Consider the following 24450-nt stretch of genomic DNA (forward strand, 5'->3'; position numbering starts at 1 on the left):
ATCGTCCACGACATCGACGAAAGGACCTGCGATGACCACGACACCCCTCGCGGTGGAGGCCATCGGCCTCGTGAAGACCTTCGGGACGAACCGCGCCGTCGACGGCGTGGACCTCCGGGTGGAGGCCGGCACCGTCTACGGCGTGCTCGGCCCGAACGGCGCCGGCAAGACCACCACCATCTCCATGCTCGCCACGCTGCTCCGACCGGACGGCGGCGAAGCCCGCGTCTTCGGCCACGACGTCCGCACCGAGGCCCAGACGGTCCGCAGCCTGATCGGCGTCACCGGGCAGTACGCCAGCGTCGACGACACGCTCAGCGCGACCGAGAACCTCGTCATCTTCTCGCGGTTGCTCGGCCTGTCCCGGGCCGAGTCGAAGCGGAAGTCGGTCGAGCTCCTGGAGCGCTTCGGGCTGACGGAGGCCGCGTCACGACCGCTCAAGGGGTTCTCCGGCGGCATGCGTCGGCGCCTCGACCTGGCAGCGAGTCTCATCGCGCAACCGCCGCTGATCTTCCTCGACGAACCCACCACCGGCCTCGACCCCCGGACCCGGGCGCAGATGTGGGACACGATCCGCGAACTCGTCACGACGGGCTCCACCGTGGTCTTGACGACGCAGTACCTCGACGAGGCCGACCAGCTCGCCGACCGCATCGCCGTGATCGACCACGGGCGGGTGGTGGCCGAGGGCACCGCCGACGAGCTCAAGGCGTCGATCGGCACCGCGTCCCTGCAGCTCCGGCTCACGGACGCGCTGCGGCTCGACGCCGCACGGACCATCGTCCGGACGACGCTCGGGGTGGACGCGATCGCCAGCCCCGAGGGGTCGCGCATCACCGCACCGATGACCGACCCGGACCGCGTGACCGACCTCCTGGTGTCGTTCCGCGAGGCCGCGATCTCCCTCGCCGAGCTCAGCGTGCAGAAGCCGACGCTCGACGAGGTCTTCTTGCAAATCACCGCCGAAGCGGGGGTCGCTGGCGCGTCCGCCGCCGCCGAACGGAGCATCGCATGACCACCACGACCCCTCCCGACCTGATCACCGGCACGTCCCGACCCCGGGTGACCCCGCGGCCCGGCGTCGGCGGCACGGGCCTCGCGGCGACCGTCCGGCAGTCGTTCACGATGGCCTACCGCGGCCTGGTGAAGGTCCGACGGACGCCCGAGCAGTTGTTCGACGTCACGCTCATGCCGATCGTCTTCACCGTGATGTTCACGTACATCTTCGGCGGGGCGATCGCAGGGGACATCGGCTCCTACCTGCCGATCATCATCCCCGGCATCCTGGTGCAGACGAACATCACGTCCTCCATCGTCACGGGCGTCCAACTCCGCGAGGACATGGACAAGGGCGTGTTCGACCGCTTCAAGTCCCTGCCGATCGCGCGGATCGCACCGCTCGCCGGCGCGCTCATGGCCGACACGGTCCGGTACGCGATCGCGACGACCATCACGTTCACGGTGGGCATCATCATGGGCCTCCGTCCCGCGGGCGGCGTCGGTTCGGTGGTCCTGGCGGGACTGCTCGTGATCGTGGTCGCCTGGGCCGTGAGCTGGATCTTCGCGTACTTCGGCGTGATCGCCCGGACCGCGTCGAGCGTCTCCGGCATCTCGAACCTCGTGCTGTTCCCGCTGACGTTCCTGTCGAACGCGTTCGTGCCGGCGAACACGCTGCCGGACTGGCTGCGCTGGTTCTCCGAGGTGAACCCGATCTCCCACCTGATCACCGCGGTGCGGGACCTCGTGAACCACGGGACCGTCGGGGGTGACCTGTGGATCAGCCTGGTCGGGGCCGCGGTCATCGTCGCGGTGTTCGCGCCCCTCACCGTGCGGGCGTACATGCGGAAGGCCTGATCGTCGGCGTCGGCGTCGGCGCCCGTCGGCGTCGGCGTCGGCGCCCGTCGGCGTCGGCGCCCGTCGGCGTCGGCGTCAGCGTCAGCGTCAGCGTCAGCGTCAGCGTCAGCGTCAGCGTCAGCGTCAGCGTCAGCGTCAGCGTCAGCTGAAGCGGAGTTCCTCGAGCAGTGCCCGCGCCTGCGCGACGGCCTCGGTCCGGTCCCACCCGGCCGAGGCCGTCTCGGCGTCCGTCAGCGCGCCGGCAGCCGCGGCGCCGCCCGCCGCCTCGAGCAGGGGCCGGATCCGCGCGTGCTCGAGGACCGCGAAGTCCTGGCGCGACCCGAAGCGGGTGGCGAAGGCCCAGCAGCGCGCGGCAAGGTCGGGTCGTCCGGAACGGGTGGCGGCGAGCGCCAGACCCAGCATCGCCGTCCCCACCACGGGCAGGTCGAGCCACCCGGGGTGCAGCCGCACCATCACGAGGGCCCGGACCCGGACCCGCCGGGCCACCTCCCGTTCGGGCGCCTGGAGGCCCGGTGCGGCACCGTCAGCGCGGCTCGCCGCCTCGTCCACCGCCGCGATGAGCGCAGCGCCCGCCATCAGGGCCCAGTGCGGTGCCCGCCCGTGCGACGGCTGCACGCGGTCCCACGCCTGCGCGTACTCGGCCGCTGCCTGCTCCGGGAACCCCTCGGCGCGCGCGCACTCCGCGCCCATCGCGACCACCAGCACGCCGATCTGGGCACGTTCCTCGTCGAACCCGCCGCGGGCCTCCAGCGGCCGGTGCTCGAGGTCCGCGGCGATCGACCGTGCGAGGACGACGTCACCGGTCGCCGCAGCGCAGAGTCCGACCGTCCACCCGATCTCGTACAGGTCGTCGTCGGCACCGAACAGCTCGAGGTGTTCCCGGGCGGCAGCGGCGGCGGCGAGGGCGTCGGCGTACCGGCCGTTCTGCGCGAGCAGCTGCGTCATCGACACCGCCCCGGTACCGGTCATCCAGGCGTCCTCGGCGACCCGGCCCAGGACCTGGGCGCGGTCGGCGTAGCGGAGGGCGTTCGCGGGCTCGCCGTCGTTCTCGGCGAGGGGTGCGCTGAGCATGTTCGCCAGGCATGCCACGCCGGCGTCCTGGTCGTCGCGCAGTCGTGCGAGGAGCGCCTTCCCGTCGTCGGGCCGACCGAGCGTCAGCAGCAGCGCGGCCTGCGCGTCGAGCACCGGGTACCCGGTGGGGTGGCCCCGCAGGACCCGTCGGAGCGTGGTGATCGCCCGTGCCGCCGTCCTCCGGTCGCCGAACGCCGCCGATGCCCCGGCGATCACGAGCGCGACGACCGTCGCCACGCGGTCGTCCTCGACCGGCGGCCTGGCACGCAGCACGGTGATGACGTCGGCGGCGACCGCGACGGCCTCGCCTTGCGACCCGCGGAGGGACCAGTAGGCGCCGAGGGCCGCGAACACCTGCGCGGTCGTGGGCGCGTCGTCCGCGCTGAGGCTCCAACGCAGGAGCGTGACGAGGTTGTCGGCCTCCCGCCGGACCTCGTGGAACGCACCGCGCTGCGGGGCCCCGGTGATCGTCAGGAGGTTCCGGGCCGCCGCGAACGAGCGCGCCCACCCCGTCATCGCGGACCGGACGGCCTCGGTCTCGCCCCGGTCGGCCAGCCGGGCGACCCCGAACTCGCGGACGGTCTCGAGCAGCCGGTACCGGACGGGTTCGCCCTCGTGCTCGATGAGCTGGACGAGCGACTGCTCGACGAGTTCGGCGAGGTCGTCGAACGCGTCGGTCCGGCCGGCGTCCGCCGCCACGGCCTCGACGGCGTCGATCGCCAGCCCGTCCGGGAACAGCGCGAGCCGGGGCAACAGGTCCTGGGCGCCGTCGCCGAGGAGGCGCCAGCTCCACTCGATCACCGCGAGCAGTGTGCGGTGCCGTTCCGGAGCGCTCCGGTCGCCGCCACGCAACAGGGCGAACCGGTCGTCCAGTCGCCGCTCGATCTCCTCGATGCTCATGCCCCGGATCCGTGCGGCCGCGAGTTCGATGGCGAGCGGTGACCCGTCGAGCCGCGTGCAGATCCGGCGGACGGCGTCGACCGGCAGGACCGCGCCCGGGCGTGCGGCCCGAGCCCGTTCGGTGAACAGCCGGACCGCGGCGCCCCCCGTCTCGACCGGCAGCGGCGCGAGGGGCGCAACGGTCTCCCCCGCGATGGCGAGCGGTGTCCGCGACGTCGTCAGGACCCGGAGCTCCGGATCGGCGGCGAGCAGGTCCGCCGCGAACCGGGCGACCGCGCCGACCAGGTGCTCGCAGTTGTCGAGGACGAGCACCGTCGGCCCGTCCGCCAGGGCGCCGACGACCCGGCCGTGCAGGTCCGTCACGACGGCGTCCCGCAGGGTCCGCGCGGACCGGACCTCGGCGATCCCGAGCAGGGCCCCGAGCGCGGGCACGATGTCCTCCGCCTCGGCGAGCGGTGCGAGTTCGAGCACCACGACCTGCACCGACGGTGACAACCCCCCGGCGACCTCCTGCGCGAGCCGCGTCTTCCCGAGGCCCCCGGCACCCAGGATCGTGACGAGCCGGTGGGCGGACAGCAGGTCCGCGACGGAGGCGACGTCCGCCTCCCGTCCGACGAGTGCGTTCGGCGCGGCCCGGAGGCCGATCCGGCGGACGCTGCCGACGCTCGGCGCCTGGCGGAGCAGGTGGGCGTTCAGCCGCACCAGGTCGCCGGACGGGTCGGCTCCGAGTTCCTCGGCCAGGTGGTCACGGTGGGCTGCGAAGCGGGCCAGTGCCTCGGGCACCCGGCCGGCGGCCGCGAGCGCTCGCATGGCGCCCCCGACGGCGACCTCGTCGAACGGGTCCGCGTCGGCCTCGGCTGTCCACACGTCGGCGGCCGCGGGGTCCCCGGCGTCGAGCAGTGCGGTCCCGAGCGATCGGTGCAGCGCTCGTCGAGCGGTCCGCGCGCGTTCCGCCAGGACGGCCCCGAGTGCACCGTCGACGTCCGCACCGGGGTCACCGCGCCAGAGGTCGAGCGCGGCACGGACGGTCCCCTGCGCCGCTCCGGGTCGCGCGGCCTGCTCGGCGCGCGTGAGGTCGACGTCCTCCGGCTCCACCGCGAGTGCGTACCCCGTGGTCGTGGACACGACCAGCCCCTCGGCGACGCTCCGTCGGAGCCGCGACACCAGCGTCTGCAGGGCCGCTCGAGCACCGCGTGGCTGGTCGTCCGGCCACAGCTCGTCGATGAGCGCGGTGGTCGGTGCCGCGTGGCCCCGTGCCAGGACGAGCGCGGTCACGAACGCCCGCGCGAGCGCCCCGGCGACGGGCGTCGGAGCACCGGTCGGTCCCTCGACCGTGACGGGTCCGAGGACGGCGATGCGGGGCGACGTGGGCACGGTGCGAGTCTGGCACGCCGGGCTGCCGCATCGGCTGACGCGGTACTGCCGACAGGGCGCGGGACGACCGACGGGGCCCGGGACGGCGGACGGGAGGCGCGTGACGGGCCCGCCACGCGCCTCCCGTCCGCCCGGTGGTGACGCCGCACACGACGACGCCCCCGCAACCAGCGTTGCGGGGGCGTCGTCGGGGTGGTGCGATCGACTACTTGCTGTCGTCCGACTTCTCGGCGGCGTCGGCCTCGACCTCGGCAGCAGCCGCGGTCTCGGTCTCGGCCTCCACGGGAGCGGACTCCTCGGTGGTCTCGGTCGACTCGACCGGGGCCTCCTCGGTGGTGTCCGCAGCGGCGGTCTCGTCAGCAGCCGGCTCCTCGACGGGCGCGGCAGCGGCCGGAGCCGCGGTGCGCTTCACCGGGGCGGGCGTGCCCGACACCGGCTCGAGGACGAGCTCGATCGACGCGAGGGGCGCGTTGTCGCCCTTGCGGAAACCGAGCTTCGTGATGCGGGTGTACCCGCCCTGGCGGTCGGCCACCTGCGGCGCGATCTCCGTGAACAGCGTGTGCACGACGGTCTTGTCGCGCAGCGCAGCGATCACGCGACGACGGGCGTGCAGGTCACCGCGCTTCGCGAACGTGATGAGGCGCTCCGCGACCGGGCGGAGGCGCTTGGCCTTCGTCTCGGTCGTGGTGATGCGACCGTGCGTGAACAGGGCGTTGGCGAGGTTGCTCAGGAGCAGGCGCTCGTGGGCGGGGCCGCCACCGAGGCGGGGACCCTTGGTGGGCTTCGGCATGTCAGTTCTCCAGTGGTGATGTGGTGCGCGCTGACCTCAGCGCGCGTGCGCGGCAGCGCGAGGTCAGTTGTTGGACTCGTCCTCGTCGTACCCGCTGTAGAAGTGGGCGCCGTCGAATCCGGGGACGGTGTCCTTGAGGGACAGGCCGAGCTCGGTGAGCTTGTCCTTGACCTCGTCCACCGACTTCTGGCCGAAGTTGCGGATGTTCATGAGCTGCGTCTCCGACAGGGCGACGAGCTCGGACACCGTGTTGATGCCCTCCCGCTTGAGGCAGTTGTAGCTCCGGACCGACAGGTCCAGGTCCTCGATCGGCGTCTGCAGCTCGTTCGAGAGCACTGCGTCGACCGGCGCGGGGCCGATCTCGATGCCCTCGGCCGCGGTGTTGAGCTCACGGGCGAGGCCGAAGAGCTCGACGAGGGTCCGACCAGCCGACGCGATGGCGTCGCGCGGCGTGATGGCCGGCTTCGACTCGACGTCGACGACCAGGCGGTCGAAGTCCGTGCGCTCACCGGCACGCGTCGCCTCGACGCGGTAGGTGACCTTGAGGACCGGCGAGTAGATCGAGTCGATCGGGATCTGACCGGCTTCGCTGAACTCGGAACGGTTCTGCGTCGCCGAGACGTAGCCACGGCCACGCTCGATCGTGAGCTCGAGCTCGAAGCGCGCGGTGTCGTTCAGGGTCGCGATGACGAGGTCCGGATTGTGGATCTCGACGCCGGCCGGAGCGGAGATGTCCGCTGCGGTGACCTGACCGGCACCCTGCTTGCGCAGGTACGCCGTGATGGGCTCGTCGTGCTCGCTGGAGACGACCAGGCTCTTGATGTTGAGGATGATCTCGGTGACGTCTTCCTTGACACCGGGAACGGTGCTGAACTCGTGGAGGACGCCGTCGATGCGGATGCTGGTGACAGCCGCGCCGGGGATCGAGGAGAGGAGCGTGCGGCGCAGCGAGTTGCCGAGGGTGTAACCGAAGCCCGGCTCGAGCGGCTCGATGACGAAGCGCGAGCGGAACTCGGAGATCGGTTCCTCGGTCAGGGTGGGGCGCTGTGCAATGAGCACTGTGGGATTCCTTTCGGCGAAGTGTCCGCTATATGACACTTGGCGGTACGACGGGGCCGACCGGGCCCCGACGGGTCTGTTGAGTTGTGATCACGCGTACTGAGGTACGCGATCGAACGACCAGGAATGGCCGCGGGCCCTGCCCGACCCCGCCGGGGTGAACCCGGTCAGGGGACGAGCAGGGCGCGGCCGGTTGCTCCTCGCGTCAGACGCGACGGCGCTTGGGCGGGCGGCACCCGTTGTGCGCCTGCGGCGTGACGTCGTTGATCGAGCCGACCTCCAGGCCAGCGGCCTGGAGCGAACGGATCGCGGTCTCGCGGCCCGAACCCGGGCCCTTCACGAACACGTCGACCTTCTTGACGCCGTGCTCCTGCGCCTGACGCGCAGCGGACTCGGCGGCGAGCTGCGCCGCGAACGGTGTCGACTTGCGCGAACCCTTGAAGCCGACGGCTCCGGAGGACGCCCAGCTGAGGACGGCACCCGACGGGTCGGTGATGCTGACGATCGTGTTGTTGAACGTGCTCTTGATGTGGGCCTGGCCCACAGCGACGTTCTTCTTCTCCTTGCGGCGCGGCTTGCGCGCGGCAGTCTTGGGGGTAGCCATCGGGGTCTCCTATCGAGCCTTCTTCTTGCCTGCCACGGTGCGCTTCGGTCCCTTGCGGGTACGCGCGTTGGTCTTCGTGCGCTGACCGCGCACCGGGAGACCACGACGGTGGCGAAGACCCTCGTAGCTACCGATCTCCACCTTGCGGCGGATGTCGGCGGCGACCTCACGGCGGAGGTCACCCTCGACCTTGAAGTTGCCCTCGATGAAGTCACGAAGGGCGACGAGCTGGTCGTCGGTCAGGTCCTTGACGCGGATGTCACCAGAGATGCCGGTTTCGGCGAGTGCCTGGACCGCGCGGGTACGGCCGACGCCGTAGATGTACGTGAGTGCGATCTCCACGCGCTTTTCGCGCGGGATGTCGACGCCTGCTAGACGTGCCATGTGATGGCTGCTCCTGTTGTTGGTGGAGGTGTGGCGCAGCGCCGGTGCTCGGGCCTCCGACCCGAGGTGTCCCCCGCTCTCCGGACTGAGGTCTGGGAAGCGGGTTCTGGTGCTGCGTGTTCGATGTTGAGTTGTGGTCCTGCGCAGGCCGTCCGAGGACGATCCGTGTCAGGCAGCGGGCCGGATCCCGTTGGGGACTAGCCCTGACGCTGCTTGTGACGCGGGTTGCTCTTGCAGATCACCATGACGCGGCCCTTGCGGCGAATCACTCGGCAGTGCTCGCAGATGGGCTTGACGCTGGGGTTGACCTTCATGTTCGTTTCCTCGTGCTCGCTGGCTTCGTGCTGGGCGGGTTCGCTCAGCCGTTCCTTTCCAGCTCGCGGATCACTTGTAGCGGTAGACGATCCGGCCGCGGGTCAGGTCGTACGGGCTCAGCTCCACGATCACGCGGTCCTCGGGGAGGATGCGGATGTAGTGCTGGCGCATCTTCCCGGAGATGTGCGCGAGGACCTTGTGTCCGTTGGTCAGCTCAACGCGGAACATCGCGTTGGGCAGAGCTTCGAGCACCGAGCCTTCGATCTCGATGACGCCGTCTTTCTTGGCCATAGCCTCACTGTCGCTTGATTGGATTACCGGTGTGATCCCCGAGCCGGTCTGCGGGTCGGGCGCCACGCCCGTAGGCATGGCACACCAAAGATCGATCTTATGTGATAGACCCGGGATTGCCAAGTGCTGGCCGTGTCGGCCCCACACTTGGGGCTTCCGCAGGCATGCTGAACGTTCCACAGTGGTTTGACGGCGCGTTCCGGGTCGTCCCCAGTGCGTGGTCCCTAGCGTGTCACGGCAGCCTCGTCCGTCGCACCCCGTGCACGACGGACCACCGAAACGGAGACCACGTGCCCGACGCCACCCCGAAGCGCCCCAGGACCGCCGGCATCGCGCGCCACGGTCGGCTCGCTCGCCGCCGCGGCTGGGGGACGCTCGCGTCCGTCGTCGCCTCCGTCGTCGCCGTCGCCCTGGTCAGCGGGACGAGCGTCGCCGCCATCGCCGGCGCACAGCTCGCCACGGCACCCACCACCGTGAAGCTGAGCACCGACGACCAGAGCACCGCGCAGACCGCGGACATCACCGCGATCAAGGGCGGGGCGAACATCCTGCTCATCGGCAGCGACACCCGCGTCGGGCAGTTCGACTCGAACGAGGCCGTCGAGGGCGCGCGCAACGACGTCACGATGCTCATCCACATCTCCCAGGACCACACGCAGCTCACCGCCGTGAGCTTCCCGCGTGACCTGATGGTGCCGATCCCCTCGTGCACCAACCCCGAGACGCACGCCACCTACCCGGCCGCCGCGTCCGCGCAGTTCAACACGGCCCTGGGCAACGGCGGGGTCTCGTGCGTCGTCGACACCGTCGAGAACCTCACCGGACTGAGCATCCCCTACGCCGGGCTCATCACGTTCGACGGCGTGATCGAGATGTCGAACGCCCTCGGCGGCGTGGACGTCTGCGTCGCGAAGGCCATCAACGACGACTACACCGGCCTGCACCTCACCCCGGGGTCGCACGCGCTCCAGGGGTCGGACGCCCTCGCCTACCTGCGGACCCGGCACGGCGTCGGCGACGGCAGCGACCTCGCCCGCATCAGCTCCCAGCAGGTGTTCCTGTCCGCACTGCTCCGGAAGGTCACCTCGGGCGACACCCTGTCGAACCCGATCACGCTCTACAAGCTCGCGGGCGCAGCCCTGTCGAACATGGTGCTCTCGGACGGCCTCGCCCAGGCGCGCACGCTCGTCGGGTTGGCCGGAACGCTCCGCGGGATGAGCACGTCGAACATGCTCTTCGTGCAGTACCCGGTCGCCGACGACCCGGCCAACAGTGCCCGGGTGATCGTCGACCAGGAGCCGGCGCACACGCTCAACCTCGCGCTGCAGCAGGACGTCAAGACCTCGCTGAGCGACTCGAAGACCGGTCGGGCGTCGGAGGAGTCGCCCGCCGGCACGGGCACCGGCGCCGGTGCTGCGACCGGGACGGGCACCGGGGCAGCGACCGGAACGGGTTCCGGGACCGGTACAGGCACCGGGGCCGGCACCGGGTCCGGGTCCGGGTCCGCCGCCACGCCGTCGAGCGGTCCGTCGGCCGGGACCACGACGGGCACGACGCCGAGCGCCACGCCGCTGCCGTCCTCCATCACGGGGCAGAGCGCCTCCGAGCAGACCTGCTCGGTCGGGAACTAGCCTCGCGCACCCGGCGGCGCCGCCTCGTGGCGCCGCCGGGTCGCGACCGGGTGGCGACGCGATCGCGGCGGCGCCCCACGTCCGGGCGGGGCCGGCCGGGGGCCGGAAGGACGAGACGGGCCCGCACCCGCGAGGCGGAGGCGTGCCGTGCCTCCAGTCCGTCAGGTCGCGACAGCGACACCCAGCACGAGGACAGCCAGCACCCCACGACCAGGCGAGCGGCTGGTGACATCGGGTGGATTCCCGGCGCCGGTGCGGGCGGGGCGGACCGCTACGCGATCGGGACCGGCGTCACCCCGAGGGACGCCAACGCCGCCGCACCGCCGTCGCTCGCGGTCAGGACCCAGATGCCCCCGCTGTGCACCGCGACGCTGTGTTCCCAGTGGGCTGCGTCCGAGCCGTCGAGCGTCCGGACCGTCCAGTCGTCGTCATCGGTGGAGCTGTCGATCGTCCCGGCGGTCACCATCGGCTCGATCGCGATGACGAGCCCCGGCTTGACCGCAGGGCCCGCGCCCCGGACGCGGTAGTTGAAGACCGGCGGATCCTCGTGCATGGACCGGCCGATGCCGTGTCCGGTGAAGTCCTCGACGATGCCCCACGTGCCGGTCTCGTCCACGGCGTCCTCGACCGCGGCACCGACCTCGTGCAGGTTCCGTGCCGTCGCGAGCGCCGCGATGCCGTGCCACAGCGATCGTTCCGTCGTGTCGCACAGGGCCTGTCGTGCTGCCGTGCGGGGAGCATCACCGCCCGGCACCACCATCGTGAACGCGCTGTCGCCGTTCCAGCCGTCGACCTCTGCTCCGGCGTCGACCGAGACGATGTCGCCAGGCTGCAGGACGCGGTCGCCCGGGATGCCGTGCACGATCTCGTCGTTCACGGACACGCACAGCGTGTGCCGGTAGCCCGGCACCAGCTGGAAGTTGGGGATCCCTCCACCGTCGCGGATCGTCCGTTCGGCGATCGCGTCGAGCTCACCCGTCGTGACTCCGGGGCGGACGGCCCGCCGGACGGCCAGCAGCGCCGCTTCGGTCAGGAGGCCCGGTCGGACCAGCGCTCGGAGTTCCTCGGGCGTCTTGTAGATCGAGGGCTTGCGGAACCGGACCACGCCGACGTCAGACGCCTGCGGTCAGCCCGCGTGCGGACAAGGCCGCCTGGATGCGGTCGCCGACCGCGTCGATGCCACCGAGGCCATCGACGTCGAGCACGAGCCCGCGCTCGCCGTACGCCGCGACGATCGGGGCCGTCTGCTCGGCGTAGACCTGCTGACGACGACGGATCGTCTCTTCGTTGTCGTCGCTCCGGCCCTGGTCCTCGGCGCGCTTCAGCAGTCGACCGACGAGCTCGTCCTGGTCCGCCACGAGCTGGATGACCGCGTCGATCCCGGTCCCCTGCTCGGCGAGCATCGCGTCGAGGTACTCGACCTGGCCCACGGTGCGCGGGTACCCGTCGAGCAGGAAACCGTGCTCCGCGTCGGCCTCGGCCAGACGGGCCTTCACGAGCTCGTTCGTCAGGGAGTCCGGCACGTAGTCACCGGCGTCCATGATCGCCTTCGCCTGGACCCCGAGCGGTGTCCCTTCCGCGACGTTCTTGCGGAAGATGTCACCGGTCGAGACGGCGGGGATCCCGAAGGACTCCGCGATCCGCCCGGCCTGCGTGCCCTTGCCCGCTCCGGGGGGTCCGACGATGATCAGGCGTGCGCTCAACGGAGAAGCCCTTCGTAGTGACGTTGCTGCAGCTGCGAGTCGATCTGCTTCACGGTCTCGAGACCGACACCCACGATGATGAGGATGCTCGCGCCACCGAACGGGAAGTTCTGGTTCGCGCCGAACAGCGCCAGTGCTGCCAGCGGGATGAGCGCGATGAGACCGAGGTAGAGCGCACCGGGCAGCGTCACCCGGGTGAGGACGTAGTCGAGGTACTCAGCCGTCGGACGGCCGGCCCGGATGCCCGGGATGAAGCCGCCGTACTTCTTCATGTTGTCGGCGACCTCTTCGGGGTTGAAGGTGATCGCGACGTAGAAGTACGTGAAGCCGACGATGAGCAGGAAGTACAAGACCATGTAGAACCAGTTGTCACCCGAGGTCAGGTTGCTCTGGACCCAGGTCACCCACGGCGCCGGCGCGGAGCCGTCCGAGGGCTGGTTGAACTGCGCGATCAAGGCCGGCAGGTACAGCAGCGACGACGCGAAGATGACGGGCACGACGCCGGCCATGTTCACCTTGATCGGGATGTACGTGTTGTTGCCGCCGTACGTCCGTCGGCCGACCATGCGCTTGGCGTACTGGACCGGGATCCGCCGCTGCGACTGCTCGACGAACACGACGGCCATCATGATCACCAGGCCGACCAGGATCACGAAGAGGAACAGCTCGAACGACTGCGACTGCTCGATCGCCCAGAGCGCCGACGGGAACTGCGCGGCGATCGACGTGAAGATCAGGAGGGACATGCCGTTGCCGATGCCGCGCTCGGTGACGAGCTCGCCCATCCACATGATCAGGCCGGTACCAGCGGTCAGGGTGACGACCATGAGCATGATCGCGTACCAGCTGTCGTTCGAGATGATCGACGAGCAGGAGGACGATGCGCTGGTACCGAAGAGGGCACCCGAGCGTGCGACCGTGATGAGCGTGGTGGACTGCAGGACACCCAGCGCGATCGTGAGGTACCGCGTGTACTGCGTCAGCTTCGCCTGGCCGGACTGGCCCTCCTTGTAGAGGGCGTCGAAGTGCGGGATGACGACGCGCAGCAGCTGCACGATGATCGACGACGTGATGTACGGCATGATGCCGAGCGCGAAGACCGACAGCTTCAGCAGCGCGCCGCCGGAGAAGAGGTTGATGAGGCCGTAGAGGCCGCCGGAGGACGACGCGCTGGCGAGACAGCTCTGCACGGCGGCGTAGTCGACGAACGGCGCGGGGATGTACGACCCCAGGCGGAACAGCGCGATGATCGCGAGGGTGAATCCGATCTTCTTGCGAAGATCCGGGGTGCGCATGATGCGCGCGACCGCTCTGAACACGATGACTCCGAACTTCTGGGACCGGCCGCCGAAGATGGTCGGACCCGGTGTCGGTCGGCACGCCGACCTGGCCGGCGGTGCCGACCTCCATCAAGGAAACCGTAACGGCGGCCCGTGCGCAAACGCACGGGCCGCCGACGGGGGTTACTGGGAGACGGTGCCGCCAGCAGCCGCGATCTTCTCGGCGGCGGACGCCGAGACCTTGTCGACCGAGACCGTGAGCTTCACGCTGATGTCACCCTGACCGAGAACCTTGACCTTCTCGTTCTTGCGGACGGCGCCCTTGGCGACGAGGTCCGCAACGGTGACGTCGCCACCGTTCGGGTAGAGCTCCGCGATCTTGTCCAGGTTCACGACCTGGTACTCGACGCGGAACGGGTTCTTGAACCCGCGGAGCTTCGGGGTGCGCATGTGCAGCGGCATCTGCCCACCCTCGAAGCCGACCCGGACCTGGTAACGGGCCTTCGTGCCCTTGGTACCACGACCGGCGGTCTTGCCCTTGGAGCCCTCACCGCGACCAACACGGGTGCGGTCCTTCTTGGCACCCGGGGCCGGGCGGAGGTGGTGCAGCTTCAGCACCTGCACGCGCTCGTTCTTCTCGTCGCTCATGCGTCAACCTCCTCGACCTTCACGAGGTGCGCCACCGTTGCGACGTACCCGCGGTTCTGGGAGTTGTCCTCGCGCAGGACCGTACGGCCGATGCGCTTGAGGCCCAGGCTGCGCAGGGTGTCGCGCTGGTACTGCTTCTCGCTGATAACGGACTTGATCTGCGTGATCTTCAGCATCGCCATCACGCACCTGCCTTCTCGGACGTGGCACGCAGTGCAGCTGCCTCGGCCCGCAGCAGACGCTCCGGGACGACCCGGTCGACGGGGAGACCGCGACGGCTCGCCACCGCGCGCGGCTCCTCGAGCTGCTGCAGCGCCGTGACGGTCGCGTGCACGATGTTGATGGTGTTCGACGACCCGAGCGACTTGCTCAGCACGTCGTGGATGCCGGCGCACTCGAGCACGGCGCGGACCGGACCACCGGCGATGACACCGGTACCGGCAGCGGCCGGACGCAGCAGCACGACGCCGGCAGCGGCCTCGCCCTGCACCGGGTGCGGGATCGTGTTGCCGACGCGGGGGACGCGGAAGAAGTTCTTCTTCGCTTCCTCGACGCCCTTCGAGATGGCGGTCGGGACCTCGCGGGCCTTGCCGTAGCCGACACCCACCAGACCGTTGCCGTCACCGACGACGACGAGCGCGGTGAAGCTGAAGCGACGACCACCCTTGACGACCTTGGAGACGCGGTTGATGGTTACGACGCGCTCGAGGAACTGGCTGTCGCCACCCCGCCCGTTGCGGTCGTTGCCACGGCCGCCACCCTGCTGACGGTCGCGTCCGCCACCACGGCGGCCACGGTTGTCAGCGGAGTCGCGGTTGTTCGATGCCGAACCCGCGGCGGTCTCGACAGGACGCTCGACGACGGGGACCTCGGGCTCCTTGGCCGCAGGGGCCTCGGCGCTCGTGGCGTCGGCGTCGGTCGCCTCGGTCTCGGTCGACTCCGTGGTCTCGGTCGACTCGGTGGTCGCCGTGGCCTCGGTTGCCTCGGTGGACTCGGTTGCCTCAGTCGACTCGACGTTGGCGTCTTCGTTGGTGTTCGCGATGTCGCTCACAGGTTCAGCCCTCCTTCACGGGCACCGTCGGCGATCGCGGCGACGCGACCGGCGTACTTGCTACCGCCGCGGTCGAAGACCACGGCCTCGACGCCGGCTGCCTTGGCGCGCTCGGCGAGCAGCTCGCCGACGCGACGGGCCTTGGCGGTCTTGTCACCGTCGAACGAACGGAGGTCGGCCTCCATCGTCGACGCGCTGGCGAGGGTGTGACCCTTCGCGTCGTCGATGACCTGCACGAACACGTGACGCGACGAGCGGGTGACGGCGAGGCGCGGACGCGCCTCGGTGCCGTTGATCTTCTTGCGAAGACGGTTGTGGCGGCGCGCCTTGGCGGCCGTCTTGCTCTTTCCTCGGATACCGAGAGCCATGATCACTTACCTGACTTTCCGGCCTTGCGGCGCACGATCTCGCCCGCGTAGCGGACACCCTTGCCCTTGTAGGGCTCCGGCTTGCGCAGCTTGCGGATGTTGGCAGCCACCTCGCCGACGGCCTGCTTGTCGATGCCGGTCACGGTGAGCTTGTTGTTGCCCTCGACGGCGAAGCTGATGCCCGCCGGCGGCTCGACCGTGATCGGGTGGGAGTACCCGAGCGCGAACTCGACGTTGTTGCCCTTGGCCTGCACGCGGTAACCGGTGCCGACGACCTCGAGGCCCTTCGAGTACCCCTGGGTGACACCAAGGATGTTGTTCGCGATGAGGGTGCGGGTCAGGCCGTGGAGGGCGCGCGAGGAACGCTCGTCGTCCGGACGGGTGACGAGGACCTGGTTCTCCTCGACCTTGGCCTGGATGGGCTCCGCCACGACGAGCGCGAGCTCGCCCTTCGGGCCCTTGACCGCGACGTTCTGACCGTCGATGGAGACGGTCACGCCAGCGGGGATGTCAATGGGAAGACGTCCGATTCGAGACATTGTCGATCACCACACGTAGGCGAGGACTTCCCCACCCACGCCCTTCTGCTCGGCTTCGCGGTCGGTCAGCAGCCCCGAGGAGGTCGAGAGGATCGCCACGCCGAGGCCACCGAGGACCTGGGGGATCTCCGTCGACTTCGCGTAGACACGCAGGCCCGGCTTGGAGACGCGCTTGATGCCGGCGATCGAACGCTCACGCTCAGGGCCGTACTTGAGGTCGATCTTGAGGGTCTGCCCGACTCGGGCGTCCTCGATCTTCCACTCGCTGATGTAGCCCTCGCGCTTGAGGATCTCGGCGATGTTCTTCTTGAGCTTGGAGCTCGGAAGCGAGACGGCGTCGTGGTGCGCCGAGTTCGCGTTCCGCAATCTGGTCAGCATGTCTGCGACCGGATCGGTCATCGTCATGATGGTTCATCCATTTCTCGCCTGGTTTCGACACCCGTTCCACGAATGCCGACCTGAGCGATCGAGTGATCTCGGAGCGATTCCCCGAGATCGGTGTGTTCGTGCGTGCGGGCCGGAGGACTTTCGCCCTCCGGCCCGCACCGCTCGAAGTATCTTAGACCGTCTGCTCAGCAGAACGGAACGGGAACCCGAGCTGACGGAGCAGCGCGCGTCCTTCGTCGTCCGTCTTCGCGGTGGTCACGACGGTGATGTCGAAGCCACGGACGCGATCGATGCGGTCCTGGTCGATCTCGTGGAACACGGACTGCTCCGTGAGACCGAACGTGTAGTTGCCGTTCCCGTCGAACTGCTTGTCGCTGAGACCGCGGAAGTCGCGGATGCGGGGCAGGGCGAGCGAGAGGAGGCGGTCGAGGAACTCCCAGGCGCGGTCGCCACGGAGCGTGACGTGGGCGCCGATGGCCTGACCCTCCCGCAGCTTGAACTGCGCGATGGACTTGCGGGCGTTCGTGACCTGCGGCTTCTGACCGGTGATCGCCGTGAGGTCCTTGATGGCCCCCTCGATGATCTTCGAGTCACGAGCGGCCTCGCCGACACCGGTGTTCACGACGACCTTGACCAGGCCGGGGACCTGGTGGACGTTCGCGTACCCGAACTGCTCGGTGAGCGCCGCGGCGATCTCGTTCTTGTACTTCTGCTTGAGGCGCGGCTGGATCTTGCCAGCCGGCACGGCAGTCGTGTCAGTCATCAGAGCTTCTCACCAGACTTCTTGGCGTAGCGGACGCGGACGGTCTTGGTGACGCCGTCCTTCTCCACCTGTTCGATACGGAAGCCGACGCGGGTCGGCTTCTTGGTCTTCGGGTCGACGAGCGCGACGTTCGACACGTGGATCGGGGCCTCGTGCTGCTCGATGCCACCGGTCTTCGAGCCACGCTGGGTCTGACCGACGCGGACGTGCTTCGTGACGAAGTTCACGCCCTCGACGACGACGCGGTTCTTCTCGCGCAGCACCTCGATGACCTTGCCCTGCTTGCCACGGTCACCGCCGCGCTCCTGCTTGGCACCCGTGATGACCTGGACCAGGTCACCCTTCTTGATGTTCGCCATGGCTTACAGCACCTCCGGCGCGAGCGAGATGATCTTCATGAACTTCTTGTCGCGAAGTTCGCGACCGACCGGACCGAAGATGCGCGTTCCGCGCGGGTCGCCGTCGGCCTTGAGGATCACTGCCGCGTTCTCGTCGAACTTGATGTAGGAGCCGTCCTGACGACGGGTCTCCTTCTTGGTGCGAACGATGACCGCCTTGACGACGTCACCCTTCTTCACGTTGCCGCCGGGGATGGCGTCCTTCACGGTGGCCACGATGACGTCACCGAGGCCGGCGTACCGACGACCCGAGCCACCGAGCACGCGGATGGTCAAGATCTCCTTGGCACCCGTGTTGTCGGCGATCTTCAGGCGGGATTCCTGCTGAATCACTGCTGTCTCCTATTCCGAAGCAGGCCGAGGCCTACTTGGCCTTCTCGAGGATCTCGACCAGGCGCCAGCGCTTGGAGGCGCTGAGGGGACGGGTCTCGCTGATCACGACGAGGTCGCCGACACCAGCGGTGCCGAGCTCGTCGTGCGCCTTCACCTTGGAGGTGCGACGGATGATCTTGCCGTAGAGCGCGTGCTTCACGCGGTCCTCGACCTCGACCACGATGGTCTTGTCCATCTTGTCGCTCGTGACGTAGCCACGACGGGTCTTCCGGTAGCCGCGAGTGGAGGCGGCGGAGGTCTTCTCTTCGTTCGCCATCAGTTCTCCTCGGCGGTCTCGGCCTCGGTCGACTCGGCCGGCTTGTCGGCCTTCTTCGTCGTCTTCTTGGCCTTGGTGGCGGTCTCGACGGGCGCGGGAGTGGCACGGATGCCGAGCTCGCGCTCGCGGAGGACGGTGTAGATACGGGCGATGTCGCGCTTGACGGCACGGAGGCGGCCGTGGCTCTCCAGCTGGCCGGTGGCCGACTGGAAGCGGAGGTTGAACAGCTCCTCCTTGGCCTTCTTCAGCTCGTCAGCGAGACGCTCGTTCTCGAACGTGTCGAGCTCCGTCGGACGGAGCTCCTTGGAACCGATCGCCATTATGCGTCGCCCTCCTCGCGCTTGATGATGCGTGCCTTGAGGGGCAGCTTGTGAATGGCACGGGTGAGTGCCTCGCGAGCGATCTCGTCGCTCACGCCGGAGAGCTCGAAGAGCACACGACCCGGCTTGACGTTGGCGACCCACCACTCGGGCGAACCCTTACCGGAACCCATGCGGGTCTCAGCGGGCTTCTTCGTGAGCGGGCGGTCCGGGTAGATGTTGATCCACACCTTGCCGCCACGCTTGATGTGACGCGTCATGGCGATACGAGCGGACTCGATCTGACGGTTGGTCACGTAGGCGGGGGTCAGCGCCTGGATGCCGTACTCACCGAACGACACCTTGGTGCCACCGGTGGCCTGGCCCGTGCGCTTCGGGTGGTGCTGCTTGCGGTGCTTGACTCGACGGGGAATAAGCATGGTTACGCCTCAACTCCTGCGCCGGCCGGCGCGTCCTGCGGGGCCTGCTGCGGGCGACGGTCGCCACGGTCGCCGCCACGACGGTCTGCACCGCGGTCGCTGCGCTCGCCACGGGGGCCGCCACGACGCTCGGGGCGCGACGAACGCTGGTTCGCCTGCTCGCGAGCGAGCTCCTTGTTCGTGATGTCGCCCTTGTAGATCCAGACCTTCACGCCGATGCGGCCGAACGTGGTCCGGGCCTCGTAGAAGCCGTAGTCGATGTTCGCGCGGAGGGTGTGCAGCGGCACACGGCCTTCGCGGTAGAACTCCGAGCGCGACATCTCGGCGCCGCCGAGACGACCCGACACCTGGATGCGGACACCCTTGGCGCCGGCGCGCTGTGCACCCTGCAGGCCCTTGCGCATGGCGCGACGGAACGCGACACGAGCGGAGAGCTGCTCGGCGATGCCCTGCGCGACGAGCTGGGCCTCGGTCTCGGGGTTCTTGACCTCGAGGATGTTCAGCTGGATCTGCTTCTTGGTGAGCTTCTCGAGCTCACCGCGAACGCGCTCCGCCTCGGCGCCGCGACGGCCGATGACGATGCCGGGACGCGCCGTGTGGATGTCCACGCGGACGCGGTCACGGGTGCGCTCGAGCTCGATGCGGGCGACGCCGGCACGGTCGAGGGTCTTCTTCAGGTACTCGCGCACCTTGATGTCCTCGGCCACGTAGTCGGCGTAACGCTGACCCGGCTTCGTGCTGTCGGTGAACCAGTGCGAGACGTGGTCCGTCGTGATCCCGAGACGGAAGCCGTACGGGTTGACCTTCTGGCCCATTACTTGCTCGCCTTCTTGCTCGTCGCGACGACCTCGGCCTCATCCGGCGTCGCGAGGACGACCGTGATGTGGCTGGTGCGCTTGTTGATGCGGAAGGCGCGGCCCTGGGCACGCGGCTGGAACCGCTTCAGGGTCGTGCCCTCGTCGACGAAGACGCGGCTCACGTAGAGGTCGCGCTCGTCGAGGAAGCTGTTGCTCGAGTCAGCCTTGACCCGTGCGTTCGCGATCGCCGAGGCGACCAGCTTGTACACGGGCTCCGAAGCGCCCTGGGGGGCGAACTTCAGGATGGCGAGCGCCTCGTGGGCCTGCTTGCCGCGGATCAGCTCGATGACGCGACGGGCCTTCTGAGGCGTGACGCGGATGTGACGCACGCGTGCGATCGACTCCACCATTTCGTTCCTCCTCTGCGTCGCCGCCCTAGCGGCGACGGCCCTTCTTGTCGTCCTTCACGTGACCACGGAAGGTGCGGGTCGGCGCGAACTCGCCGAGCTTGTGACCCACCATCGCCTCGGTGACGAACACCGGGATGTGCTTGCGCCCGTCGTGCACGGCGATCGTGTGACCGAGCATGTTCGGGACGATCATCGAACGACGCGACCACGTACGGATCACGTTCTTCGTGTTGGCCTCGTTCTGCGTGACGACCTTGCGGAGCAGGTGCTCGTCGACGAAGGGGCCCTTCTTCAGACTGCGTGGCATCTTCTGAACTCCTACTTGCGCTTCTTGCCGGCGTTACGGCGACGGACGATGAGCTTGTCGCTCGGCTTGTTCGGCTTCCGCGTGCGGCCCTCGGACTGGCCCCAGGGGCTGACCGGGTGACGGCCACCAGAGGTCTTGCCCTCACCACCACCGTGCGGGTGGTCGACCGGGTTCATGGCGACACCACGGACGGTCGGGCGAACGCCCTTCCAGCGCATGCGGCCGGCCTTGCCCCAGTTGATGTTCGACTGCTCGGCGTTGCCGACCTCGCCGATCGTGGCGCGGCAACGGGCGTCGACGTTGCGGACCTCGCCCGACGGCAGACGGAGCTGCGCGTAGGGGCCGTCCTTGGCGACGAGACGCACCGAGGCGCCGGCGGACCGGGCCATCTTCGCGCCGCCACCGGGACGGAGCTCGATCGCGTGGATCACGGTACCGACGGGGATGTTGCGGAGCGGCAGGTTGTTGCCGGGCTTGATGTCAGCCCCGGGGCCCTGCTCGATGACGTCGCCCTGCTTGAGCTTGTTCGGCGCGATGATGTAGCGCTTCGTGCCGTCCACGTAGTGCAGGAGCGCGATGCGCGCGGTGCGGTTCGGGTCGTACTCGATGTGCGCGACCTTGGCGTCCACGCCGTCCTTGTCGGAACGACGGAAGTCGATCACGCGGTACTGGCGCTTGTGTCCACCACCGATGTGACGGGTCGTGATCCGGCCGGAGCTGTTTCGACCACCGGTCTTCGGCAGCGGACGAAGCAGGGACTTCTCCGGAGTCGAACGGGTGATCTCGGCGAAGTCGGCGACCGAGGAACCGCGACGACCAGGGGTCGTCGGCTTGTAGTTACGAATAGCCATGATTTATCCCTCTGGTCCTCAGCCGACAGCCGTGAAGATGTCGATCGAACCGGACTTGAGCGTCACGATGGCGCGCTTGGTGTCCTTGCGCTTGCCCAGACCGAACTTCGTGCGACGGGTCTTGCCCGTCCGGTTCAGCGTGTTGATGCTCGCGACCTTGACGTCGAAGATCTTCTCGATGGCGAGCTTGATCTCGGTCTTGTTCGACCGGGGGTCCACGACGAACGTGTACTTGCCCTGGTCGATCAGGCCGTAGCTCTTCTCCGAGACGACCGGCGAGATGATGATGTCGCGCGGGTCCTTGTTGAAGCCGCTCATGCGGTGATCTCCTTCGCGGTCTTCGACGCGATGAAGGCGTCGAGGGCGCTCTTGCTGAAGACGATGGCGTCCGACTTGAGGACGTCGTAGGCGTTCAGCTGGCCGTACGAGAGCGCGTGGACGTTCGGCAGGTTGCGGATCGACTTGAGCGTGAGCTCGTCGTCCGTCTCGAGCACGACGAGCACGTTTTTGACGGGCGCGACCTTCTCGATGAGCGTCCGTGCGGTCTTGGTCGACGGCGCCTCGGCGACGACGAAGCTGTCGACCGCGGAGATGCGGCCACCGCGGGCGCGGTCCGAGAGCGAGCCGAGCAGCGCTGCGGCGATCATCTTCTTCGGGGTGCGCTGCGAGTAGTCACGCGGGGTCGGTCCGTGGACGACGCCACCGCCGGTGTGCTCGGGAGCACGGACGGAACCCTGACGGGCGCGGCCGGTGCCCTTCTGCTTGAACGGCTTGCGACCGGCACCGCGGACTTCGCCGCGGTTCTTGGTCTTGTGGGTGCCCTGACGCGCGGCGGCGAGCTGCGCGGTGACGACCTGGTGGATCAGCGGAACGTTGGTCTCGACGTCGAAGAGCTCGGCAGGGAGCTCGACGGTGCCGGACTTGGCGCCCGTTGCATCGAGGACGTCGATCGTGGTTGCAGTCGTGGTGGCCATGATCACTTACCCTTCACGGCGGTGCGGACGAAGACGGAGCGACCGCGGGCACCGGGGACGGCGCCCTTGACGAGCAGCAGACCCTTCTCGGCGTCGACGGCGTGCACCGTGAGGTTGAGGACGGTGACCCGGTCGCCACCCATACGACCGGCCATGCGCATGCCCTTGAAGACACGCGACGGGGTCGAGGAAGCACCGATCGAGCCGGGCTTGCGGTGGTTGCGGTGTGCACCGTGCGAGGCGCCGACGCCGTGGAAGCCGTGACGCTTCATGACACCCGCGAAGCCCTTGCCCTTGGAGGTGCCGACGACGTCGACCTTCTGGCCCGCGACGAACGTGTCGACGGTGAGCTCCTGGCCGAGCGCGTACTCAGCGGCGTCCGCGGTGCGGATCTCGGTGAGGGTGCGGCGCGGGGTGACCCCGGCGGCCTCGAAGTGACCAGCGGCCGGCTTGTTGACCTTGCGCGGGTCGATGGCGCCGGCGGCGATCTGGATCGCCTCGTAGCCGTCGCGCTCGACGTTGCGGATCTGGGTGACCACGTTCGTGCCCACCTCGATCACGGTGACGGGGATGAACTTGTTGTTCTCGTCCCACACCTGGGTCATCCCGAGCTTCTTGCCGAGGAGGCCCTTGACGGTCTTGAGTGAATTCGCCATCAGTGCAGCCCCCTTACAGCTTGATCTCGATGTTGACGTCGGCCGGCAGGTCGAGACGCATGAGCGAGTCGACGGCCTTCGGCGTCGGGTCGACGATGTCGATGACCCGCTTGTGCGTGCGCTTCTCGAAGTGCTCGCGCGAGTCCTTGTACTTGTGAGGGGAACGGATCACGGTGACCACGTTCTTCTCGGTGGGGAGCGGCACCGGGCCGACCACGGTCGCGCCGGCACGGGTCACCGTGTCGACGATCTTCCGGGCCGACGTGTCGATGACCTCGTGGTCGTACGACTTGAGCCGGATGCGGATCTTCTGTCCCGCCATGTGTGTGTGTCCTCTCTCTACGCCGCGCACCCTTCCGGGCCGCCTGACGTCGCCTATACTCCGGGCGGTGTGGTGCACCGCGCACGGGCTTGGCTGTTTTCCTGAACCAACCGGCCGCATCCGCTGGGGATGACCGCTGTTCTCCTGTCAACCGCGCGGGGCGACCAGGGCCGTCCAGCGTGGGCATGTCGACCGCTCCGCACGTCGGGCACAGCAGTGCCGTCCGTGGTGTTCGGAGGATCGAACGCGTTCTGCTGCCTGCGGCCCAACCCAGCCCTGCTGAACAAGGGGGTTGTGCACTGCCAGAGCAGTGATCCTGCGTGCGCGAGCGCCTGCGGAATTCGGAACTGGACAAGTTTCGCATAGGCACGCGATCCGTGCAACCCGGGCGTGTCGCGGTCGCGGGGACTCCGCCTCGGGCTGCGTTCCGCGGATCGACGGCGATCGGCGGCCGGGAGGCACGACCCGCCCCCGCAACGCGACATGCCCTCCGGAGATGGTCCGGAGGGCATGTCGGGGAGCGGCTACTCCTCGATCACAGGAGGCACGAACCACGGTGGGAAGACCGCCACCCGCGGTGCGTGTCCGCCGTACTCGGACAGGATCGCCTTGACGTCCTGTCGGATGCGGTCGTTCGGGACACCGACGACCGCGACGGCGGAGAACGGCACACTCGGCCCAGCCAGCAGCTCGAGCTCGTGCATCTCCGGGTCGGTGAAGTCGGTGCGGCGGATCAGGTTCGTCGCAGCCTCGGGGCCCACGGCGAACCGGGCGTCCTCGAGGTCGGCGTCCTTGTCGGCGACGATCACGGACGCTCCGAACGCGGACACCGGGACGACGAGCACGACGTAGTCCGTCGCACGGGTCCGACGAGCCGCGTCGGACCACCGCTCGCCCTCGGCACCGCGGCGGAGCTCGTCCCAGCGGGTCGCGTCGGGCGAGAGCGTGAAGGGCACGTGCGCGGCGACGGGCGTGCCATCGGGCGCGTACGTGGCTGCCCGCGCCGCACGGGTCTCCGGCGAACTGACGTCCACGGAGACGGGCGCCTGGTCCGCTGCGCTGATGGCGCCGTCGGAGACGATCGACGCGAAGTTGTCGACGTGCGTCACGTGGTGCGCCCGGAGCGTCGCGAAGACGCGCGGCTCAGCGAGGGCGGCCGCCGCGGCCCGCGAGGCGGACGCCGTCGGGGCCGATCGCAGGGACGTGGTGATGCGGGTTCGGCGCGGAGCGGGCACCGCGTCGAGCAGCGGATCGCGCTGCCTGGGGGAACAGATGTCGCAGAGTTCGGTGGGGAACCCGTGGATGCACTCGTCGGTCACGACTGGTGTGTGTCCT

34 protein-coding genes are annotated in these 24450 nt (G+C 69.1%); 3 read left to right on the forward strand and 31 right to left on the reverse strand.

Going from position 1 to position 24450, the window contains the following annotated elements; translation table 11 throughout:
• The first annotated feature begins 31 nt into the window (after positions 1-31).
• Together J7E22_RS05200 and J7E22_RS05205 are read left to right on the forward strand one after the other, a co-directional pair.
• The gene (locus J7E22_RS05200; RefSeq protein ID WP_214979601.1) at positions 32-1015 is read left to right on the forward strand and encodes an ATP-binding cassette domain-containing protein; all 984 of its coding nucleotides are present in this window, start codon (positions 32-34) and stop codon (positions 1013-1015) included.
• Positions 1012-1854: an ABC transporter permease gene (locus J7E22_RS05205; protein WP_214979603.1), complete on the forward strand. Its 843-nt coding sequence runs from the start codon at positions 1012-1014 to the stop codon at positions 1852-1854. The genes J7E22_RS05200 and J7E22_RS05205 overlap by 4 nt, the downstream gene beginning before the upstream one ends.
• A 141-nt stretch (positions 1855-1995) precedes the next feature.
• Here J7E22_RS05205 and J7E22_RS05210 read toward each other — a convergent pair whose 3' ends face one another.
• From J7E22_RS05210 to infA, 7 genes are all read right to left on the reverse strand, one after another.
• Positions 1996-5199: a BTAD domain-containing putative transcriptional regulator gene (locus J7E22_RS05210; RefSeq protein ID WP_214979605.1), complete on the reverse strand. Its 3204-nt coding sequence runs from the start codon at positions 5197-5199 to the stop codon at positions 1996-1998.
• Between the two features lie 205 nt (positions 5200-5404).
• Positions 5405-5989 (reverse strand): 50S ribosomal protein L17, encoded by a 585-nt coding sequence (gene rplQ, locus J7E22_RS05215; RefSeq protein WP_214979607.1) that lies wholly within the window; start codon positions 5987-5989, stop codon positions 5405-5407.
• Positions 5990-6052: 63 nt separating this feature from the next.
• Positions 6053-7048 carry a DNA-directed RNA polymerase subunit alpha gene (locus J7E22_RS05220; protein ID WP_214979610.1) on the reverse strand — a complete coding sequence of 332 codons (996 nt, stop codon included), beginning with the start codon at positions 7046-7048 and terminating at the stop codon, positions 6053-6055.
• 205 nt (positions 7049-7253) lie between these two features.
• The gene (gene rpsK, locus J7E22_RS05225) at positions 7254-7652 is read right to left on the reverse strand and encodes a 30S ribosomal protein S11 (RefSeq protein ID WP_017885507.1); all 399 of its coding nucleotides are present in this window, start codon (positions 7650-7652) and stop codon (positions 7254-7256) included.
• A 9-nt stretch (positions 7653-7661) separates the two neighbouring features.
• Entirely contained in the window at positions 7662-8036 is a 375-nt protein-coding gene (rpsM, locus tag J7E22_RS05230) for a 30S ribosomal protein S13 (protein ID WP_058728274.1), read from the reverse strand.
• Between the two features lie 197 nt (positions 8037-8233).
• Positions 8234-8350 (reverse strand): 50S ribosomal protein L36, encoded by a 117-nt coding sequence (gene rpmJ, locus J7E22_RS05235; RefSeq protein WP_022903266.1) that lies wholly within the window; start codon positions 8348-8350, stop codon positions 8234-8236.
• 70 nt (positions 8351-8420) lie between these two features.
• Entirely contained in the window at positions 8421-8642 is a 222-nt protein-coding gene (gene infA, locus J7E22_RS05240) for a translation initiation factor IF-1 (RefSeq protein WP_017885509.1), read from the reverse strand.
• A gap of 290 nt (positions 8643-8932) precedes the next feature.
• On the opposite strand from infA, the gene J7E22_RS05245 reads away from it, so the two are divergent.
• Positions 8933-10273 carry an LCP family protein gene (locus J7E22_RS05245; protein ID WP_214979612.1) on the forward strand — a complete coding sequence of 447 codons (1341 nt, stop codon included), beginning with the start codon at positions 8933-8935 and terminating at the stop codon, positions 10271-10273.
• Between the two features lie 271 nt (positions 10274-10544).
• Here the strand turns inward: J7E22_RS05245 and map are convergent, their stop codons facing one another.
• The 24 genes from map to J7E22_RS05365 form a co-directional block, all read right to left on the reverse strand.
• Positions 10545-11378: a type I methionyl aminopeptidase gene (gene map, locus J7E22_RS05250; RefSeq protein WP_214979614.1), complete on the reverse strand. Its 834-nt coding sequence runs from the start codon at positions 11376-11378 to the stop codon at positions 10545-10547.
• A gap of 7 nt (positions 11379-11385) precedes the next feature.
• The gene (locus J7E22_RS05255) at positions 11386-11976 is read right to left on the reverse strand and encodes an adenylate kinase (RefSeq protein ID WP_214979616.1); all 591 of its coding nucleotides are present in this window, start codon (positions 11974-11976) and stop codon (positions 11386-11388) included.
• Positions 11973-13295 (reverse strand): preprotein translocase subunit SecY, encoded by a 1323-nt coding sequence (gene secY / locus J7E22_RS05260; RefSeq protein ID WP_214979618.1) that lies wholly within the window; start codon positions 13293-13295, stop codon positions 11973-11975. Before secY ends, J7E22_RS05255 begins: the two co-directional genes overlap by 4 nt.
• A 144-nt stretch (positions 13296-13439) precedes the next feature.
• Positions 13440-13904: a 50S ribosomal protein L15 gene (rplO, locus tag J7E22_RS05265; protein ID WP_214979620.1), complete on the reverse strand. Its 465-nt coding sequence runs from the start codon at positions 13902-13904 to the stop codon at positions 13440-13442.
• Positions 13901-14086: a 50S ribosomal protein L30 gene (gene rpmD / locus J7E22_RS05270; RefSeq protein WP_214979622.1), complete on the reverse strand. Its 186-nt coding sequence runs from the start codon at positions 14084-14086 to the stop codon at positions 13901-13903. The genes rplO and rpmD overlap by 4 nt, the downstream gene beginning before the upstream one ends.
• Positions 14086-14955 carry a 30S ribosomal protein S5 gene (gene rpsE / locus J7E22_RS05275; RefSeq protein WP_374193255.1) on the reverse strand — a complete coding sequence of 290 codons (870 nt, stop codon included), beginning with the start codon at positions 14953-14955 and terminating at the stop codon, positions 14086-14088. The genes rpmD and rpsE overlap by 1 nt, the downstream gene beginning before the upstream one ends.
• Positions 14952-15323, reverse strand: a complete 372-nt coding sequence (gene rplR / locus J7E22_RS05280) for a 50S ribosomal protein L18 (RefSeq protein WP_214979623.1) — start codon at positions 15321-15323, stop codon at positions 14952-14954. The genes rpsE and rplR overlap by 4 nt, the downstream gene beginning before the upstream one ends.
• A gap of 2 nt (positions 15324-15325) precedes the next feature.
• Positions 15326-15862, reverse strand: coding sequence for a 50S ribosomal protein L6 (rplF, locus tag J7E22_RS05285; RefSeq protein ID WP_214979624.1), 537 nt, complete (start codon positions 15860-15862; stop codon positions 15326-15328).
• Between the two features lie 6 nt (positions 15863-15868).
• Positions 15869-16267: a 30S ribosomal protein S8 gene (gene rpsH, locus J7E22_RS05290; RefSeq protein WP_214979625.1), complete on the reverse strand. Its 399-nt coding sequence runs from the start codon at positions 16265-16267 to the stop codon at positions 15869-15871.
• A 154-nt stretch (positions 16268-16421) separates the two neighbouring features.
• Entirely contained in the window at positions 16422-17012 is a 591-nt protein-coding gene (gene rplE, locus J7E22_RS05295) for a 50S ribosomal protein L5 (protein WP_214979626.1), read from the reverse strand.
• Positions 17012-17371 (reverse strand): 50S ribosomal protein L24, encoded by a 360-nt coding sequence (gene rplX, locus J7E22_RS05300; RefSeq protein WP_214979627.1) that lies wholly within the window; start codon positions 17369-17371, stop codon positions 17012-17014. Before rplX ends, rplE begins: the two co-directional genes overlap by 1 nt.
• A gap of 3 nt (positions 17372-17374) precedes the next feature.
• Positions 17375-17743: a 50S ribosomal protein L14 gene (gene rplN, locus J7E22_RS05305; RefSeq protein ID WP_111083462.1), complete on the reverse strand. Its 369-nt coding sequence runs from the start codon at positions 17741-17743 to the stop codon at positions 17375-17377.
• Between the two features lie 31 nt (positions 17744-17774).
• The gene (gene rpsQ, locus J7E22_RS05310; RefSeq protein WP_092091219.1) at positions 17775-18059 is read right to left on the reverse strand and encodes a 30S ribosomal protein S17; all 285 of its coding nucleotides are present in this window, start codon (positions 18057-18059) and stop codon (positions 17775-17777) included.
• Entirely contained in the window at positions 18059-18379 is a 321-nt protein-coding gene (gene rpmC / locus J7E22_RS17860) for a 50S ribosomal protein L29 (RefSeq protein ID WP_022903278.1), read from the reverse strand. Before rpmC ends, rpsQ begins: the two co-directional genes overlap by 1 nt.
• On the reverse strand, positions 18379-18798 hold the full coding sequence (gene rplP / locus J7E22_RS05320) for a 50S ribosomal protein L16 (protein ID WP_214979630.1): 420 nt from the start codon (positions 18796-18798) through the stop codon (positions 18379-18381). Before rplP ends, rpmC begins: the two co-directional genes overlap by 1 nt.
• A gap of 2 nt (positions 18799-18800) precedes the next feature.
• Entirely contained in the window at positions 18801-19613 is an 813-nt protein-coding gene (gene rpsC / locus J7E22_RS05325; protein WP_214979632.1) for a 30S ribosomal protein S3, read from the reverse strand.
• Complete coding sequence (rplV, locus tag J7E22_RS05330) at positions 19613-20005, reverse strand: 50S ribosomal protein L22 (protein WP_214979634.1); 393 nt, start codon at positions 20003-20005, stop codon at positions 19613-19615. The genes rpsC and rplV overlap by 1 nt, the downstream gene beginning before the upstream one ends.
• Positions 20006-20030: 25 nt before the next feature.
• The gene (rpsS, locus tag J7E22_RS05335; RefSeq protein ID WP_214979636.1) at positions 20031-20312 is read right to left on the reverse strand and encodes a 30S ribosomal protein S19; all 282 of its coding nucleotides are present in this window, start codon (positions 20310-20312) and stop codon (positions 20031-20033) included.
• Between the two features lie 11 nt (positions 20313-20323).
• Entirely contained in the window at positions 20324-21163 is an 840-nt protein-coding gene (gene rplB, locus J7E22_RS05340; protein ID WP_214979638.1) for a 50S ribosomal protein L2, read from the reverse strand.
• A gap of 18 nt (positions 21164-21181) precedes the next feature.
• The gene (rplW, locus tag J7E22_RS05345) at positions 21182-21481 is read right to left on the reverse strand and encodes a 50S ribosomal protein L23 (RefSeq protein ID WP_214979640.1); all 300 of its coding nucleotides are present in this window, start codon (positions 21479-21481) and stop codon (positions 21182-21184) included.
• Entirely contained in the window at positions 21478-22137 is a 660-nt protein-coding gene (gene rplD / locus J7E22_RS05350; RefSeq protein ID WP_214979642.1) for a 50S ribosomal protein L4, read from the reverse strand. The genes rplW and rplD overlap by 4 nt, the downstream gene beginning before the upstream one ends.
• Positions 22138-22139: 2 nt before the next feature.
• The gene (gene rplC, locus J7E22_RS05355) at positions 22140-22793 is read right to left on the reverse strand and encodes a 50S ribosomal protein L3 (RefSeq protein ID WP_214979644.1); all 654 of its coding nucleotides are present in this window, start codon (positions 22791-22793) and stop codon (positions 22140-22142) included.
• 13 nt (positions 22794-22806) lie between these two features.
• The gene (gene rpsJ, locus J7E22_RS05360; protein ID WP_022903286.1) at positions 22807-23115 is read right to left on the reverse strand and encodes a 30S ribosomal protein S10; all 309 of its coding nucleotides are present in this window, start codon (positions 23113-23115) and stop codon (positions 22807-22809) included.
• 524 nt (positions 23116-23639) lie between these two features.
• Positions 23640-24434, reverse strand: a complete 795-nt coding sequence (locus J7E22_RS05365; RefSeq protein WP_214979646.1) for a DarT ssDNA thymidine ADP-ribosyltransferase family protein — start codon at positions 24432-24434, stop codon at positions 23640-23642.
• Between the last annotated feature and the right edge of the window lie 16 nt (positions 24435-24450).

The sequence above is a fragment of the Curtobacterium sp. ISL-83 genome, assembly GCF_018613895.1.
Classification (GTDB): Bacteria; Actinomycetota; Actinomycetes; order Actinomycetales; family Microbacteriaceae; genus Curtobacterium.

Coding starts and splice junctions, on each gene's coding strand:
- rplW (WP_214979640.1), bottom strand. CDS start 21,481: ATGAGCGGCTTCAACAAGGACCCGCGCGACATCATCATCTCGCCGGTC.
- rpsC (WP_214979632.1), bottom strand. CDS start 19,613: ATGGGCCAGAAGGTCAACCCGTACGGCTTCCGTCTCGGGATCACGACG.
- J7E22_RS05200 (WP_214979601.1), top strand. CDS start 32: ATGACCACGACACCCCTCGCGGTGGAGGCCATCGGCCTCGTGAAGACC.
- rplP (WP_214979630.1), bottom strand. CDS start 18,798: ATGCTTATTCCCCGTCGAGTCAAGCACCGCAAGCAGCACCACCCGAAG.
- rplC (WP_214979644.1), bottom strand. CDS start 22,793: ATGGCGAATTCACTCAAGACCGTCAAGGGCCTCCTCGGCAAGAAGCTC.
- rpsK (WP_017885507.1), bottom strand. CDS start 7,652: ATGGCTACCCCCAAGACTGCCGCGCGCAAGCCGCGCCGCAAGGAGAAG.
- rpmD (WP_214979622.1), bottom strand. CDS start 14,086: ATGGCGATGCTGAAGATCACGCAGATCAAGTCCGTTATCAGCGAGAAG.
- rplD (WP_214979642.1), bottom strand. CDS start 22,137: ATGGCCACCACGACTGCAACCACGATCGACGTCCTCGATGCAACGGGC.
- rplV (WP_214979634.1), bottom strand. CDS start 20,005: ATGGTGGAGTCGATCGCACGCGTGCGTCACATCCGCGTCACGCCTCAG.
- rplR (WP_214979623.1), bottom strand. CDS start 15,323: ATGGCTCTCGGTATCCGAGGAAAGAGCAAGACGGCCGCCAAGGCGCGC.
- rpsQ (WP_092091219.1), bottom strand. CDS start 18,059: ATGGCGAACGAAGAGAAGACCTCCGCCGCCTCCACTCGCGGCTACCGG.
- rpsS (WP_214979636.1), bottom strand. CDS start 20,312: ATGCCACGCAGTCTGAAGAAGGGCCCCTTCGTCGACGAGCACCTGCTC.
- rpsH (WP_214979625.1), bottom strand. CDS start 16,267: ATGACGATGACCGATCCGGTCGCAGACATGCTGACCAGATTGCGGAAC.
- rplX (WP_214979627.1), bottom strand. CDS start 17,371: ATGGCGAACATCAAGAAGGGTGACCTGGTCCAGGTCATCACGGGTGCC.
- rpmC (WP_022903278.1), bottom strand. CDS start 18,379: ATGGCGATCGGTTCCAAGGAGCTCCGTCCGACGGAGCTCGACACGTTC.
- rpsM (WP_058728274.1), bottom strand. CDS start 8,036: ATGGCACGTCTAGCAGGCGTCGACATCCCGCGCGAAAAGCGCGTGGAG.
- rpsJ (WP_022903286.1), bottom strand. CDS start 23,115: ATGGCGGGACAGAAGATCCGCATCCGGCTCAAGTCGTACGACCACGAG.
- rplQ (WP_214979607.1), bottom strand. CDS start 5,989: ATGCCGAAGCCCACCAAGGGTCCCCGCCTCGGTGGCGGCCCCGCCCAC.
- J7E22_RS05205 (WP_214979603.1), top strand. CDS start 1,012: ATGACCACCACGACCCCTCCCGACCTGATCACCGGCACGTCCCGACCC.
- rplO (WP_214979620.1), bottom strand. CDS start 13,904: ATGAGCGACGAGAAGAACGAGCGCGTGCAGGTGCTGAAGCTGCACCAC.
- rplB (WP_214979638.1), bottom strand. CDS start 21,163: ATGGCTATTCGTAACTACAAGCCGACGACCCCTGGTCGTCGCGGTTCC.
- rplE (WP_214979626.1), bottom strand. CDS start 17,012: ATGACTGACACGACTGCCGTGCCGGCTGGCAAGATCCAGCCGCGCCTC.
- rpmJ (WP_022903266.1), bottom strand. CDS start 8,350: ATGAAGGTCAACCCCAGCGTCAAGCCCATCTGCGAGCACTGCCGAGTG.
- rplF (WP_214979624.1), bottom strand. CDS start 15,862: ATGTCTCGAATCGGACGTCTTCCCATTGACATCCCCGCTGGCGTGACC.
- infA (WP_017885509.1), bottom strand. CDS start 8,642: ATGGCCAAGAAAGACGGCGTCATCGAGATCGAAGGCTCGGTGCTCGAA.